Annotated in this window: 15 protein-coding genes; 7 read left to right on the forward strand and 8 right to left on the reverse strand. The window is 64.1% G+C overall.

The window, feature by feature from the left end; all coding sequences use genetic code 11:
• Window positions 1-17 precede the first annotated feature (17 nt).
• Complete coding sequence (locus EN869_RS05095; RefSeq protein ID WP_127225217.1) at window positions 18-449, forward strand: cupin domain-containing protein; 432 nt, start codon at window positions 18-20, stop codon at window positions 447-449.
• Here EN869_RS05095 and EN869_RS05100 read toward each other — a convergent pair.
• From EN869_RS05100 to EN869_RS05110, 3 genes are read right to left on the reverse strand one after another with little or no spacing between them, the layout of a single operon-like run.
• Window positions 446-1,117 (reverse strand): lysoplasmalogenase family protein, encoded by a 672-nt coding sequence (locus EN869_RS05100; protein WP_127225218.1) that lies wholly within the window; start codon window positions 1,115-1,117, stop codon window positions 446-448. The genes EN869_RS05095 and EN869_RS05100 overlap by 4 nt on opposite strands.
• Window positions 1,114-2,001: a DMT family transporter gene (locus EN869_RS05105; protein ID WP_127225219.1), complete on the reverse strand. Its 888-nt coding sequence runs from the start codon at window positions 1,999-2,001 to the stop codon at window positions 1,114-1,116. Before EN869_RS05105 ends, EN869_RS05100 begins: the two co-directional genes overlap by 4 nt.
• Before the next feature lie 34 nt (window positions 2,002-2,035).
• Window positions 2,036-2,827: a DUF3108 domain-containing protein gene (locus EN869_RS05110; protein ID WP_127225220.1), complete on the reverse strand. Its 792-nt coding sequence runs from the start codon at window positions 2,825-2,827 to the stop codon at window positions 2,036-2,038.
• A gap of 258 nt (window positions 2,828-3,085) precedes the next feature.
• On the opposite strand from EN869_RS05110, the gene rpmB reads away from it, so the two are divergent.
• The 5 genes from rpmB (at window position 3,086) to EN869_RS05135 (ending at window position 7,765) form a co-directional block, all read left to right on the forward strand.
• On the forward strand, window positions 3,086-3,382 hold the full coding sequence (rpmB, locus tag EN869_RS05115) for a 50S ribosomal protein L28 (protein WP_040989302.1): 297 nt from the start codon (window positions 3,086-3,088) through the stop codon (window positions 3,380-3,382).
• Between the two features lie 111 nt (window positions 3,383-3,493).
• A complete protein-coding gene (locus tag EN869_RS05120; protein ID WP_127225221.1) occupies window positions 3,494-4,174 on the forward strand; it encodes a queuosine precursor transporter in 681 nt (226 codons plus the stop codon).
• A gap of 29 nt (window positions 4,175-4,203) precedes the next feature.
• The gene (locus tag EN869_RS05125; protein ID WP_127225222.1) at window positions 4,204-4,878 is read left to right on the forward strand and encodes a hypothetical protein; all 675 of its coding nucleotides are present in this window, start codon (window positions 4,204-4,206) and stop codon (window positions 4,876-4,878) included.
• Between the two features lie 86 nt (window positions 4,879-4,964).
• The gene (locus EN869_RS05130) at window positions 4,965-6,740 is read left to right on the forward strand and encodes a GtrA family protein (RefSeq protein WP_127225223.1); all 1,776 of its coding nucleotides are present in this window, start codon (window positions 4,965-4,967) and stop codon (window positions 6,738-6,740) included.
• Between the two features lie 215 nt (window positions 6,741-6,955).
• Window positions 6,956-7,765: a hypothetical protein gene (locus EN869_RS05135; protein WP_127225224.1), complete on the forward strand. Its 810-nt coding sequence runs from the start codon at window positions 6,956-6,958 to the stop codon at window positions 7,763-7,765.
• A 41-nt stretch (window positions 7,766-7,806) separates the two neighbouring features.
• On the opposite strand, the gene EN869_RS05140 is transcribed toward EN869_RS05135, so the two are convergent.
• The 4 genes from EN869_RS05140 to EN869_RS05155 all read right to left on the reverse strand — a co-directional run bounded on the left by EN869_RS05140 (window position 7,807) and on the right by EN869_RS05155 (window position 12,508).
• Window positions 7,807-8,823 (reverse strand): esterase-like activity of phytase family protein, encoded by a 1,017-nt coding sequence (locus tag EN869_RS05140; protein ID WP_127225225.1) that lies wholly within the window; start codon window positions 8,821-8,823, stop codon window positions 7,807-7,809.
• On the reverse strand, window positions 8,820-10,718 hold the full coding sequence (gene cobT, locus EN869_RS05145) for a cobaltochelatase subunit CobT (protein ID WP_127225226.1): 1,899 nt from the start codon (window positions 10,716-10,718) through the stop codon (window positions 8,820-8,822). Before cobT ends, EN869_RS05140 begins: the two co-directional genes overlap by 4 nt.
• A gap of 55 nt (window positions 10,719-10,773) precedes the next feature.
• The gene (cobS, locus tag EN869_RS05150) at window positions 10,774-11,760 is read right to left on the reverse strand and encodes a cobaltochelatase subunit CobS (protein WP_127225227.1); all 987 of its coding nucleotides are present in this window, start codon (window positions 11,758-11,760) and stop codon (window positions 10,774-10,776) included.
• Between the two features lie 124 nt (window positions 11,761-11,884).
• Entirely contained in the window at window positions 11,885-12,508 is a 624-nt protein-coding gene (locus EN869_RS05155) for a DnaJ domain-containing protein (RefSeq protein WP_127225228.1), read from the reverse strand.
• A 135-nt stretch (window positions 12,509-12,643) separates the two neighbouring features.
• Here EN869_RS05155 and EN869_RS05160 point away from each other — a divergent pair, with 135 nt between their 5' ends.
• Entirely contained in the window at window positions 12,644-12,946 is a 303-nt protein-coding gene (locus tag EN869_RS05160; protein ID WP_127225229.1) for a BolA family protein, read from the forward strand.
• Here the strand turns inward: EN869_RS05160 and EN869_RS05165 are convergent, their stop codons facing one another.
• Window positions 12,947-13,753 carry an alpha/beta hydrolase gene (locus EN869_RS05165; protein WP_127225230.1) on the reverse strand — a complete coding sequence of 269 codons (807 nt, stop codon included), beginning with the start codon at window positions 13,751-13,753 and terminating at the stop codon, window positions 12,947-12,949.
• Between the last annotated feature and the right edge of the window lie 45 nt (window positions 13,754-13,798).

Below are 13,798 nucleotides of genomic sequence, written 5' to 3' on the forward strand. Positions count from 1 at the left end.
CGGGCCAAAGACCGCCAATGACCAGCGCCGCCGAGATCATCGCCACGCTAGGCCTTGCGCCGCATCCAGAGGGCGGCTGGTATGCCGAGACGTTTCGCGACGCCGCTGGCGGCCCGCGCGGTCATTCGACCGCGATCTACTTCCTGCTCGAGCAGGGCCAGCTTTCGGCCTGGCATCGGGTGAAGGACGCGGTTGAGGTCTGGCACTACTATACCGGCGCGCCGCTGGCGCTGTCGATGCATCAAGAGGGCGCGGGCAGCGTCATCGAGCAGGTGCTGGGCACAGCCCTTGCCGCGGGCGAGCGCCCGCAAATCGTCGTTCCGGCAGGCTGGTGGCAGTCGGCGCGCAGCTTGGGGGAATGGACGCTGGTCGGCTGCACCGTGGCGCCCGGCTTCGACTTCGCTACTTTCGAGTTGGCCGAGCCGGGCTGGCAGCCAGGGAATGCTTAGCTCAGCAGGAACCCCAGCGTGATCGCCAGTTGGGCGGCGTAGTAAAGCACCCAGACCGCGTAGCGCATCCACACGCGATGCGGCGAGATCGCCGCGAGCAGGAAGCGCTCGGCCGCCAGCAGCCCATCCGAGGCGATGAACAGCACCGCGCCGGTAATCACCAAGGGGGCACTGGTCGTGAGGGCCGAAATGCCCATGGCGAGGATCGCCGCGACATAGACAGAGATCGGAATGCGCAGTTGCGGACCGACGCGGCGCCAGAGCGCGGCAAGCATGATGACGCTGAATGCGGCCATGGCGAGCGCGATGGCGCCGCGCCAGGCATCGGCGCTCAAAAGGTCGAGCCCGCCGCCGGCCTCTACGAACAGCACGACATAGATGATGTGGGCGGCGAGAAAGCTCGCCAGCCCGCCGAGAAAGGCCTTTTCACCGTCGTGCGACAGAAAGGCGTCGCCGACGGCGCTCAAGCCCAGCGCCGCGACAAGCAGCAGCGGACCGCCTTGCATGGCCGCAAGCACGGCCAGGAAGGCGACAGCAGCCGTCTTTGCAGCCGTGCGCGTCCACTTCGGCGGCATGTCGAGCGCAAAGGCGTAGATCACCGCCGCGACGAACGAAAACAAAAGCGTCGCATTGGCGTTGGCCTCGATGCCGCCGGGAAACGGCATCATGCGTTCACCTCCTTGGCCGCCGGCTTGCGCATCAGCAGCGACTTCGCGGCCAGCGCAGCACCCCCGGTGATGAGCACGCAGGCGGCGAGGATGCGCAGCGACGGCTCGGCGACGCCGGCGGCGATCAGCACCAGCGTCGATAGAAGCGGCGCGGCATAGCTCGCCGCGCCAAGCACCTGGATGTTGCCGCGCTTGACGCCGATATCCCAGGCGTAGAAGGCCGCGCCAACCGGCATCAGGCCGAGCCCGATGACGGCCAGCCACTGGCCAGGGCCCTCCGGCAGCACGGTTTTCTCAAGCAGAAGATGACAGGCCAGTGAAAGCACCGACGTCGCCGCGCAGAACCAGGTGACGATCGAAGTCGGCACCGACGGAAAACGCCGCGACAAGAGCGAATAGGACGACCACAAAAGCGCGCAGACCGCGGCCATCGCATAACCGAAGGCGTAGCGCGCATCGAAGGCCAGCCCGCCGCCCTTGGTGACGATCAGGAAGGTCCCGGCAAGGCCGAGCAGCGCGCCGACGACATGGTTCCAGGCCAGCCGCTCGCTCGGCATCAGCGCGGAACCCAACACGATCAGCAGCGGCCACAGATAGGCGATCAGGCTAGCCTCGACCGCCGGCGCGTTGCGCAGCGCCGTGAAGTAGAAGAAATGATAGCCGAACAGCCCGGCTATGCCGATCACCCAGACCTGGGGCGGAATCTTCTGGTTCCTGTCGGCGGCTGGCATCACCAGCCGCGCCGCCAGGCCGACGCAGGTGCCGATGGCGAAGGTGATAGCCGACAACAGGAACGGCGGCACCTGGCCCGAGGCGTCGGTGAGCAACGCCAGCAGCGCCCACATGGCGACCGCCGAAAACCCGATCAATGTCGCGCGCCCCATCCATTCCCCCGGCGGCGCGGCGTGGCGCCCAAAACTAATCGACTGCTTCGAACCTTCTCGCGCTTATCGTCAGCGGACCGATCTGGGTCCCGACTGTGGCGTGGATCGGCGCATATACGCTGGATTTGCCGAGCGGTGCAAACGTCACCATCATCCGGCTCCTGTTCTTGAGGAACTCCAGCGCCTTGCGGCCCTTGCGGTAGCCCGCCACAGGCTCGAAGCTCATCCTGCAGGTCACCGTGTCACCCTTATAGCCAGGCACCGAGATCGAGCCTTTCGAAGCGTAGGTCAACGTCAGGTTGGCGCGCATTTCGCCGTCATAGAGTTTGACCGTTCGCCCGCAGACCTTGTCGAGACTGTCGGCGTAGATGACGGTCGCCGCCATCGGATCGAGCACCGACTTCAGGTCACCCGCGCCAAGCGGCACCCAGGACTTGGGATCGCGCTTTTCCGGTGCCGGAACCACCTTGGTGGAGGTGACATTGCCGTTGCCAAAACGGATATCGACCAGAGAGGCCTTCTTGCCGGAGGTGTAGTCGGCGCGGAACGCCTGCGGCACCATTTTCTGGCTTGAAATTGTGCCCTTGGAAGAGATTGTCCCGCGTGTATCGTCAAACAGCTTGGCCAGTCCCGCGGCCGAGACGCTGCCGTCGATCGAGTAGACGCCGTTCTCATAACGGCTGGAAAACGTCGACCTCGCAATCGAAAGGCCAAGAAAGGACACCGTATATTCGCCCTTGAAGGATTGCGGGCTGGACGCCGCGAAGCTTGACGCTGGCGCGGTGACGGCAAGCAGGGTGGCGAGTACGTGGGATCGGCAAAGCATGGCGGGCGGCGAATCCTTGGTTCGTCGGCGGGAAATTGTGGTTTCCAGCCTGGCATATCCCTTCGCAAAGGGCTTATAGAGTGAAATCCGGCCTTTATAAGGAGCATGCTCCACGTCCATGCATGTGCCGGAGCTTGACGCGTTGGCTAAATGCCACTATGGAACGCCAACTTTTCCAAAGGCCGCCTGACCGAGACCGCGCGCCGCTTGGCGCGGGCAGAATGGTTTGGCAGGTTTAGAAACTGAAGGTTAGTCAAGATGTCCCGCACCTGCGAACTCACTGCCAAGGCAGTTCAGACCGGCAACAATGTGAGCCACGCCAACAACAAGACCAAGCGTCGCTTCCTGCCGAACCTGGTCAATGTGACGCTGATTTCCGAAGCGCTGAACCAGAACGTTCGCCTGCGCATTTCGGCCAACGCGCTGCGTTCGGTCGAGCATCGCGGCGGCCTCGACGCGTTCCTGGTCAAGGCTGACGTCAAGGAACTGTCGCAGCGCGCTCGCCTGCTGAAGAAGCAGATCGCCAAGAAGCTTGCCGAGCAGTCGGCCGCCTGAGCAGCGTTCAGGCGGGGGACGACCGCCTCGGGCATCGGCCAGACCGGTGCCCCGGAATAAGAGCGAGCGTCGGCACGGCGCTCGGCTGGTTCCATTACCCAGGATAAAAAAATGAATTTCCTGACGCGATACCTGCCCTTCGTGGCCGCCATGGCGCTTGTCGTCGTGGCCTCCAACATCCTCGTGCAGTTCCCGATGCAGGGCCAGGTCGGCAGCCTGGCGTTGGCTGACGTGCTCACCTGGGGCGCCTTCACCTATCCGTTCTCCTTCCTGGTCACCGACCTCGCCAACCGACGCTACGGCCCGGCCGTGGCGCGCAAGGTGGTGTTCGTCGGCTTCATGACGGCAGTGATCTGCTCGATCCTGGTCCCGCCCTTCCTGTTTCGTCATGGCCTGATCGAGTTCGAGACAGCCGCCGACCGGCTGGTGCGCATCGCCGCCGCTTCAGGCGCTGCCTTCCTCACCGCGCAGTTGCTCGATGTCACCGTCTTCAACCGGCTGCGCCGGCAGAGTTGGTGGCGCGCGCCGATTGTCGGCACGCTGGCCGGCTCGGTGTTCGACACGGTGGTTTTCTTCGGCGTCGCCTTCTCCGCCGCCTTCGCCTTTGTCGGCCCCAATGACGGTTTCGCGCTGGAGACGGCGCCACTGATGGGCGTGCTGCCGGTCGAGACGATGCGATGGGTGTCCTGGGCGCTTGGCGATCTTTCGGTGAAGCTGATCATTGCCGTGGTAGCGTTGATTCCCTACCGGCTGCTCGCCGCACGCTGGAGCCAGCCGGCACTAGCGGTCTAAGCCATGCTTCGAGCGCAGGGAATCAGGCCGTGATCCCTTGGGTTCAGCTCGACTCAGCCCGCACGCCCGATGGCGGCCAGGAACTTCGCCTGAAGCAGCGCGGCACTGAATTTTCGATCATGCTGGGCACCAATGAGCTGATGAACAGCCGCCTCAGCGGCTCCGAGGAGGCGCTGGCCAAGCTTTCCTGTGAGCAGATCGCCGGCCGTAAGCAACCAAGGATCCTCATCGGCGGGCTCGGCATGGGCTTCACCTTGCGCGCCGCTCTTGCAGCGCTTGGTGAAGATGCCGCCATCACCGTCGCCGAACTCGTCCCCGCGGTCGTCGCTTGGGCGCGCGGCCCGATGTCGACGATCTTCGGCGGCTGCCTCGACGATCCCCGTGTCACCATTCGCGAGACCGATGTGGGTCAGCTGATCAGGGCGGAAAAAGCGGCCTGGGACGCCATACTGCTCGATGTCGACAACGGTCCCGAAGGCATCGTCTACAAGGGCAATGATACGCTCTATGACGCGGCCGGGTTGGCCGCCGCGCGCGCCGCATTGAAGCCAGGCGGCGTGGTGGCAGTCTGGTCCCAGGGACCGGACAGCGGCTTCACCCGGCGGCTGAAGCAGGCAGGCTTCGCGGTCGAGGAGGTCGCCACGCGCGCCCACGGCAAGCGCGGCGCCCGCCACGTGATCTGGATTGCAGCCAAGGGGCTTTGAGCCGACAGGATTGCGATCGCCGCTTTACGCTTTGTTACGGCCGATGATGCAGGATCGCGAAAACTCTCCAGGGCATCGCCACCAGCATGACCGTGCCAGGCACCGGTTGGAAAAATGATCTCCTGCTTGCGTTGAGCGCCACGCTGGTGGTGCTGACGATCAACGCGGTTTCCGGTTTTCCGACCCTTCGCGATTATGGCGCCGACAATGACAGCATGCTGCGGCTGGTCGAGGTCCGCGACCTGCTCGCCGGCCAAAGCTGGTTCGATCTCCATCAATACAGGATGGGCACCGCGGGCGGCTTCGTCATGCACTGGTCGCGGCTGGTGGATACGCCGCTCGTGCTGATCATCATGGCCTTCGATGCGCTGGGCGCCAGCACCGCCACCGCCGAGCGGGCCGCACAGATCATCTGGCCGACCTTGCTCTATGGGCTGACCATATTCGTGCTCATACGCGGCTCGCAGCGCTTCGCCAGCGCCGATGTAGCAATGCCTGCGGTGATCCTTTCCACGGCGGCGCTTTTCTTCCTGGTGATCTACAGCCCGGGCGTGATCGATCACCATAATGTCCAGCTGCTTTTGACCGCGGCCAGCCTTTGGCTTCTGATGGAAGCGACCTCCTGGCGGCCCGCCGCTCTTCTGTCGGGCATTTGCGCGGGCCTCACACTCGCCGTCGGCATGGAGACCGCTCCCTATGTGGCGGTGCTCGGCATCTGTGCAGCGGTCCTGTTCATCCTCGACGACAAGGAGCGTGTCACCGCACGCGGCTTCGGCCTCGGATTTGCCGGCGTCGCCTGCCTGGTCTTCGTGGCGACCATCCGGCCGGCCGACTGGGGCATCGCCCAATGCGACGCCTTCTCGTCCTTCCAGTTCGCTATCGCGGCACTTTCCGGCCTCGGCCTCGCGACCGCCGGCATGTTGACCGCATCGACCGCGCGGGCACGGCTTGCTTCAATGCTGATGTTAGCGGTGGTGGTCGCGGCTGTCGCGATCGTGGTCTTCCCGCAATGCCTGGCGTCGCCCTATGCGGCCATGGACGAGCGTGTCCGCATTTATTGGCTGAACGACGTGGTCGAAGCGCAGCCCTTCTGGAGCGTTGCGGTCCACCAGCCGAAGCTGATGGCGGCGCGCTACGTGACGCCCTTCATCGCCATCCTGCTGATCGGCCTGCAACTGCGAAGCCGCCGCCTGCGCCGCGAGGAGATGCTTGCCGCCGTCCTGCTCATCGTCGCCTTCGGCGTCAGCCTCTGGCAGGTGCGCGGCTCGACCTTCTCCGTCGCCCTCGCCGTGCTGCCGCTCTCGGCCTGGATCGCGAAAATCCGCCTCAGGGCAAGCGCCGCACCGTCATGGCGCGTCTCCACCGGCATCGTCATGGCATGGCTGGTTTCGCTCAATGCGACCTGGGCCGGAGTCGCTGTGGCGGCGCAGTCCGTGGTCCAGAAGGCACCGCAGCGGGTGAATTCCGATGCCGACCATGCCGTGACCTGCGGCAAGCCGGCCGACTTCCGCGATCTTGCCGCTATGCCGGCGACGACGGTGCTTGCCTCGTCCAATCTCGGCTCGGGAATATTGATGTTTACCAACCACCGGGCGCTGGCCGGCCCTTACCACCGCAATGTCGGCGGCAACCTCGCCATGCTCGACGCTTTCATGGGAACGCCGGACGCCGCCCGCGCCGTTATCGAGCGCGAGCATGTCGGGCTGATCGCGATCTGCAGCGGCAACACCGAAGAAATATCGCTGGGGCTGGACGCGCCCAAGGGTCTTGCCGCGGAACTGTTGCGGGGCGACGTGCCGCAATGGCTGGAGCTCGACCGCTCGACCGCCGGAAAACCGATCGAGATCTACAAGGTTCGTTGAATATCGGCCGGCAACGTCGACAATAACGCGCTTCGCAGCGCGCTCGCCTGGAAATTCCGCGGCGCATATGCGCTCTGTGATGCAGAAAACCGCGACTGCAATCGGCGGATGGATTGTTGCAATCCGGCCTGTGCTTTGGTTAGCATTCCGTCTGGGCAGCGGCATATGCATCCCTGAATTTGGATGCAGGGCTTTTAGCTTGGGGGAGGACGTCCATGTCAGCCATAGATGGCGCGGCGGCGCCGGCATCAGCCACGCAAGCATTGCAGCACGTCGTCTCCCACATGGTGGAAGCCGTGAACCGCGCCGCGTTCGTGGAAACGCCTTTCTGGCACCTGGAAATGACGGATGTTTTCCCGGCGGACCTTTATCTGCGCATGCGCGCCGCCATGCCCGAGGCGCGTGAATATCGCGCGCTCAAGGGGCGCAACAAAGTGAATATCAAGGCCGACGGCACCGCAACACGGATCAAGATCGACCTCTACCCCGAATATATCCGCCATCTGCCGGCTGAGAAACGGGCCATCTGGGCCCTGGTCGGGAAGGCATTGCATGCACCGGACCTGAAAGACGCATTCATGCGCCGCCTTGCTCCCGGCCTGGAGCGCCGGTTCGGGTCGGACTTCATGAAAGTCGGCATGTATCCGGTGCCTATGCTGACGCGCGACGTGGCAGGCTACAAGATCGGTTTCCACACCGACACTGAATGGAAGGGCATCACCGTCCAGTTCTATTTGCCGGAGGACGACTCGATCAACCACGTCGGCACGCGCTTTGCCCAGCGCAGGCCGGACGGGCGTTTCGAGGATTCGCACAAGATGTCGTTTTCCCCGAATACGGGATACGCCTTTGCGGTCGGGACCGACACCTGGCACGCGGTCGATACCGTCGGGCCGGAGGTTCGCACCCGCGACAGCATCCTGCACACCTATTTCGTCGACAACACCGCGTCGCTCAAGATCCGCAACCGAAGCAAGCGCGTGGCCAATTTCGTGATGAACGAGGTCCGGCACGTCGGCAGGTGACCTTCCCCCGCCGTGCTTACCGCCGGCAGTTCCGACGAAGGTCAATCCTGGTGCAGGATAAATTCCAGATAGAGGTTGCGCTGCAGGATAGAATGGTTGTCGTCGGAGATCAGCGACACGATCAGCGCGCCGTCGTCGCGCGTCCAGACGTCGAGCCCTTCCATATTGTCGATCTGGTAGCCTATGTCGGCTTCCATCAGCACCGGCCCGTCAGCGACCGCGCCCTTCTCGACGCTTTCGCCATAGATGCGCCGCAGCCGCATCTTGACCCCGCGCGCGATGGAAAAACTCCGCTCGAGAAGCAGCAGGTCGCCGTCCGGCAGGAAGGCGCCGTCGGTGATGTCGAAATCGCCGTTGCGCTTGACCGTGAACACGCCCTTATGCGGCCCTTCGATGATAGCGGCATAGACGTTGCCTGATGTGTCGAGGCTCCTTTCCGAGACCACGACCAGCGCGCCCTCGTGCTGCCCGTAAGGGTTGGCATGGGTGACTGTCTCGAAGCCGCGGTTCTGGCGCAGCTCTCTCGCGGGAACCAGGTAGTCGAGCTGCCGGATCGGCGCTTTCATGTTGTCGGGATCGATCTTGAACTGGGCGACGCGGTGGTCGCGCTCGAAGCCGACAGTGGCGATGCCGTCCTTGACCGCAAGCCCTTCCGCGTCAATTTCCCATTTCCGGTCGATCGGCTGGCCCGAGGCGTCGACCATCTGCTGCATACGGAAATTCGTCACGCCGGACGGGCGCTTGTTGGCGTCATGTGTGATCGTACCGAAGAACCAGAAGCCGGTGTCGGCGACACCGATGAAATCACTGCCCGGCTTCAGGAACCGTAGCGCCGACAGCGCGCCGAAATCGCGCGCCGGCGAGGTCATCTCCAGCCCGCCGACGAATTCGAGCGGCCCGAACCGCGTCTCGTCATGGCCGGTATGGAACTGGGTGATCGGCCGCGCTGAAATCCCGACGGCCTCGACCGGAGCGCGCTGGGCGGCCACGGCCGGCGAGACGCAGGCCAGCATGCAGGCGAAAAGCGTCCGCCGCGCACGCCCGCCCGACAAGATCATCCGGCGCGCCGCAACCCGCCGCGTCGCGTGTCGCGCGCGCTTTCCTCGGCGAACAGCGAGGCGAGCTGCTCGGTCATGGCGCCGGCCAGTTCCTCGGCATCGACGATGGTGACGGCGCGGCGATAATAGCGCGTGACGTCGTGGCCGATGCCGATGGCGAGCAGCTCGACCGGCGAGCGCGTCTCGATCAGCTCGATGACCGCGCGCAGATGGCGTTCCAGATAATTGCCCGGATTGACCGAGAGTGTGGAGTCGTCGACCGGCGCGCCGTCCGAAATCATCATCAGGATCTTGCGCTGCTCCGGCCGGCCGATCAGCCGGTTATGCGCCCAAAGCAGCGCCTCCCCGTCGATGTTTTCCTTGAGCAGGCCCTCGCGCATCATCAGCCCGAGATTGCGCCGCGCGCGACGCCACGGATGATCGGCGGATTTGTAGATGATGTGGCGCAGATCGTTGAGCCGTCCCGGATTCGGCGGCTTGCCGTCCTTCAGCCATTTCTCGCGCGCCTGCCCGCCTTTCCAGGCGCGGGTGGTGAAGCCGAGGATTTCCACCGAAACACCGCAGCGCTCCAGCGTGCGCGCCAGAATGTCGGCGCAGGTCGCCGCGACCGTGATCGGCCGTCCGCGCATCGAGCCCGAATTGTCGAGCACCAGCGACACCACTGTGTCGCGGAACTTGGTGTCGCGCTCCTGCTTGAAGGACAGCGGCTGCATCGGATCGATGACGACGCGCACCAGGCGAGCCGGATCGAGATAGCCCTCCTCCAGGTCGAAATCCCAGGAGCGGTTCTGCTGCGCCATCAGCCGGCGCTGCAGGCGGTTGGCCAGCCGTCCGACGACGCCGGAAAGGTTGGCGAGCTGCTTGTCGAGGAAAGCACGCAGCCGATCGAGCTCCTCTTCCTCGCAAAGATCCTCAGCGCCCACCGTCTCGTCGAAGGCAGTGGTGAAGACCTTATAGTCGATCTCCTTCGGCAGGTTGAGGAACGGATTGTCGCTGCGCTTGGCCTCACCCGGCGTCTCGGCGTCGGAATCATCCTCGTCCGAGAGGTAGTCGGACGTGGCGTCGGTCGCTTCCGTCTCGGCCGATTCTTCCTCGTCGGCGGAGGCCTCGGCATCTTCGGACTGCGACTGCTCGGAGCCTGAATCGTCCTCGCCGCCCTCCTCGCTCTGTTCTTCGCCCTGCTGCTCGTTCTCTTCGTTTTCCTCTGTGTCGTCGGTTTCCTGGTCGTCGCCGAGCTCCTCGGCCATTTCCATGGAAACCAGCATGTCGCGCACGACACGGGCAAAGGCCTGCTGGTCCTCGAGCTTGGCCGACAGCCCGTCGAGGTCGCCGCTGGCCTTCTCCTCGACCCAGGGCCGCCAGAGATCGACCAGCCGCTCGCCGCTCTTCGGCACGGGCCGCCCGGTGAGCTTTTCGCGCACGATCAGCGCGATCGCTTCCTCGAGCGGCGCGTCAGCCTTGTCCCTGACGTCGACGAGGTTCGCCTTGGCGTATTTGTCCTCGAGCATCGAGCCGATATTGTCGGCCACGCCCTGCATAGCGCGGCTGCCGATCGCCTCGACGCGCGCCTGCTCTACGGCATCGAAGATGGACCGCGCGAGCTTGCCTTCGGGTGCCAGCTTGTTGTGGATGCGTTGATCGTGACAGGCGCGCTTCAGCGCCATGGAATCGCCCAGACCGCGGGTGATCGCGATGTCGTTGCGGGAAGCCTTCTTCGGCAGCTCGGGCAGGCGGGCGCGGTTGCCGGCCAGCGCCGGCCGGTCCTTGGCGAAACCGACCTCGAGGTCCTTGTCGCCGGCGACGGCGCGCATGCACACGGTGACGGCGCGCTTGAAGCTGTCCGCTTCAGACCCGTTCTTCGGCTTGTTGCGCGTGTTGTCGCCCGGACCCGCCATTCATCATTCCCTGCGCGGTTCATGCCGAAAGGCCTGGGGCCCTTCAGTTGCGCGCCTAGCCCAGCACCACGTTGGCGGCGCTTTCCGGCAGATCCTCGCCGAAGGCACGCTGGTAGAACTCGGCCACCACCGAACGCTCCAGCTCGTCGCACTTGTTGAGGAAGGTCAGCCGGAACGCCATGCCGATATCGCCGAAGATCTCGGCGTTCTCGGCCCAGGTGATGACGGTGCGCGGGCTCATCACGGTCGACAGGTCGCCATTGATGAAGGCCGAGCGCGTCATGTCGGCGACGCGCACCATCTTGTTGACGATGTCCTTGCCCTTGCTGTCGCGATAGTGCTTGGCCTTGGCCAGGACGATGTTCACTTCATTGTCGTGCGGCAGATAGTTGAGCGTGGTGACGATCGACCAGCGGTCCATCTGCGCCTGGTTGATCTGCTGCGTGCCGTGATAGAGGCCGGTGGTGTCGCCCAAGCCCACCGTGTTGGCAGTGGCGAACAGCCGAAACGCCGGGTGCGGGCGGATGACGCGGCTCTGGTCGAGCAGCGTGAGCCGCCCCGATGATTCCAGCACGCGCTGAATGACGAACATCACGTCAGGACGGCCAGCATCGTATTCGTCGAAGCAGAGGGCCACATTGTGCTGATAGGCCCAGGGCAGGATGCCGTCGCGGAACTCGGTGACCTGCAGGCCTTCCTTGACGACAATTGCGTCCTTGCCGACGAGGTCGATACGGCTGACATGGCTGTCGAGGTTGACTCGCACGCAGGGCCAGTTGAGCCGCGCCGCGACCTGCTCGATATGCGTCGACTTGCCGGTGCCGTGATAGCCCGACACCATGACGCGGCGGTTATAGGCAAAGCCGGCGAGGATCGCGAGCGTCGTCGCGCGGTCGAACAGGTAGTCGGGATCGATGTCCGGCACATGCTCGGTCGCCGCCGAATAGGCCGGAACGACCATCTTGGAGTCGAAACCGAATTTCTCCTTCACCGACACCGTCGTATCGGGCAGGTTGGCGATGTCGCGATCGACCTTGTTCATCTCTATCAACGTCTCCACGGGCGAAACGCCGCGTTTCGCCGGCAATCGATTTTGTCCGGGGGCGGTCTTAGAGCCTTTTCCAACCTTATGAAAGTTGGAAAACGACTTGGGACCGTAGGGCCGCTCAGCACAATCCTGCTTGCTTGAGCACGCGATAGGCCTGCAGCACATCGCGGAACCGGTCTTCCGAACCCCTGTCGCCGCCATTCGCATCCGGATGGTGGCGCTTAACGAGTTCCTTATAACGCGCCTTGATGTCCTGACCAGTCGCCTTTGTATCAAGGCCAAGCGTTTCCAGCGCCTTGGCCTCAAGCGGCTTTGCCTTGCGCTCGCGCGGTTCCCGCGCTCCGCCGCTGAACAAGTTGAAGGGATCGCGCATGCGGTTGTAGTAGCCGGCGCGCCCCGAACGCTGCTGCGCGAAATCCGGCGCCGAGCGCGTCCCGCCGCCATTGGCGCCCATGCGCCATGTCGGCCTGTGGCCGGTCAGGGCCTCCTTCTGGAAGCGCGCGATCTCGCTGTCCGAGACGCCGGAGAAGTAGTTGAAGCCCTTGTTGTATTCGCGCACATGCTCGAAGCAGAAACGGAAATACTCGCCCTCCTTGAGGCGTCCGACCGGCGCGCGATGCGTGCCGGCCTCGCTGCAGCCGTCCCACTGGCAGACCGGCGCGCGCGACTTCAGCTCCGCGTCCTTCTCCGGCCGGATCCGGATTTTCTCGAAATATTTGGGATACGCTTTCATCTCACCCATTTATGGGCTGTTCGCATATGCGAAACAAGAATTGACATTTCGCCGATGATCGCCCTAACCGCTGAATCGCGGCTTAAAAGCGGTCGAAATTCAAGATTTGCGGCTGTGCCGCAGATGTGGGGAAGGGAAGCCCGGATGTCCATACAGTCGACTATGGAAAACAAGCTGAAGGCAGCGTTTTCGCCAGAACGGCTCGCCGTCATCAATGAAAGCCACCTTCACGCCGGGCATCACCACGCCGAGCACGGTCACGAGACCCGTTTCGACGGCACCGGCGAGACGCATTTTCGCGTCCGCATTGTCTCGCCGAACTTTGCCGGCATGAGCCGCATCGAGCGCCACCGCGCCGTCAACGAGCTGCTTGCCGACGAACTGAAAGCGGGCGTGCATGCGCTGGCGATCGAGCCCGCCGCGCCCGGCGAGAAGACGCGCTGGTAGTCAGCCGACCGTTGCCTTCAGGAACGCCAACGCGGCCGCCGTCAAGGCGTCGCCATCCTCGCCGAAATCGCCATTGATCGACATATGCGTATAGGCGCTGCCGTCGAACAGTGTGACCTTGGTTCCCGTGGCGCGCAGGCGTTCCGCGAAAGCCTTTGACTCTTCACCTCTTCCGGGCGCGCGCGAATAAGCGATGAAGGTCGGCGGATGTTTTATGCCGTCGACATAAGTCGCCGGCGAAAGTGCTGCCCATTGCGTCGGGTCGGAGAAGACACGCGCATAGGCGCGCACCATGCCGCCATTCCTGGCAAGCGCGGCAAGATCGTAGGCCCGGGTGTCGTCGAGGATCAGCGCGGCGACGCCAGGCAGTCCGCCCCGCATGCCGGTCAGCGCGATCAGATGGCAGCCGGCCGAATGGCCCATGGCGACAATCCGGTTCGGATCGCCGCCGTGCTGCGCGATACTGGCGCGCACATAGGCGTAAGCCTTTTCGATGTCGCCGGCCTGGGTGGCCACATCGGCCTCCGGCAGCATGCGGTAGTCGATCGAAACGAACACGAAGCCGTTGGCCAGCAGGAAGTCTGGCTTGGCGCCGACCTGGCTGCGTTTGCCGAACCGCCAGGCGCCGCCATGGACGAAAAACACCACCGGGAGCTTGTTCGCGCCGGCTGAGGCGTAGATGTCGAGCTTGGCCGGACCGTAATCGAGGGTTTGCGGTTCCGGCTGGTGTAGCCGCAAAGCGGCAGAGGCGCCGGCCGGCAGCATCGCTGCCAGCGACGCGAGCATGAAATCTCGCCGGTCTATCATCGCCCTCTCCTGATCTTGCCGCAACAGTGCATCGCAGTAGTGGGC

It is taken from the genome of Mesorhizobium sp. M2D.F.Ca.ET.226.01.1.1, from assembly GCF_004022705.2.
GTDB lineage: Bacteria > Pseudomonadota > Alphaproteobacteria > Rhizobiales > Rhizobiaceae > Mesorhizobium.

What these genes read in the sequence shown, in the direction of transcription:
- EN869_RS05165 (WP_127225230.1), bottom strand. Translation starts at nt 13,753, where the DNA reads ATGATAGACCGGCGAGATTTCATGCTCGCGTCGCTGGCAGCGATGCTG.
- EN869_RS05155 (WP_127225228.1), bottom strand. Translation starts at nt 12,508, where the DNA reads ATGGGTGAGATGAAAGCGTATCCCAAATATTTCGAGAAAATCCGGATC.
- EN869_RS05160 (WP_127225229.1), top strand. Translation starts at nt 12,644, where the DNA reads ATGTCCATACAGTCGACTATGGAAAACAAGCTGAAGGCAGCGTTTTCG.
- EN869_RS05100 (WP_127225218.1), bottom strand. Translation starts at nt 1,117, where the DNA reads ATGATGCCGTTTCCCGGCGGCATCGAGGCCAACGCCAATGCGACGCTT.
- EN869_RS05095 (WP_127225217.1), top strand. Translation starts at nt 18, where the DNA reads ATGACCAGCGCCGCCGAGATCATCGCCACGCTAGGCCTTGCGCCGCAT.
- EN869_RS05110 (WP_127225220.1), bottom strand. Translation starts at nt 2,827, where the DNA reads ATGCTTTGCCGATCCCACGTACTCGCCACCCTGCTTGCCGTCACCGCG.
- EN869_RS05120 (WP_127225221.1), top strand. Translation starts at nt 3,494, where the DNA reads ATGAATTTCCTGACGCGATACCTGCCCTTCGTGGCCGCCATGGCGCTT.
- cobT (WP_127225226.1), bottom strand. Translation starts at nt 10,718, where the DNA reads ATGGCGGGTCCGGGCGACAACACGCGCAACAAGCCGAAGAACGGGTCT.
- EN869_RS05140 (WP_127225225.1), bottom strand. Translation starts at nt 8,823, where the DNA reads ATGATCTTGTCGGGCGGGCGTGCGCGGCGGACGCTTTTCGCCTGCATG.
- cobS (WP_127225227.1), bottom strand. Translation starts at nt 11,760, where the DNA reads ATGAACAAGGTCGATCGCGACATCGCCAACCTGCCCGATACGACGGTG.
- EN869_RS05130 (WP_127225223.1), top strand. Translation starts at nt 4,965, where the DNA reads ATGACCGTGCCAGGCACCGGTTGGAAAAATGATCTCCTGCTTGCGTTG.
- EN869_RS05135 (WP_127225224.1), top strand. Translation starts at nt 6,956, where the DNA reads ATGTCAGCCATAGATGGCGCGGCGGCGCCGGCATCAGCCACGCAAGCA.
- rpmB (WP_040989302.1), top strand. Translation starts at nt 3,086, where the DNA reads ATGTCCCGCACCTGCGAACTCACTGCCAAGGCAGTTCAGACCGGCAAC.
- EN869_RS05105 (WP_127225219.1), bottom strand. Translation starts at nt 2,001, where the DNA reads ATGGGGCGCGCGACATTGATCGGGTTTTCGGCGGTCGCCATGTGGGCG.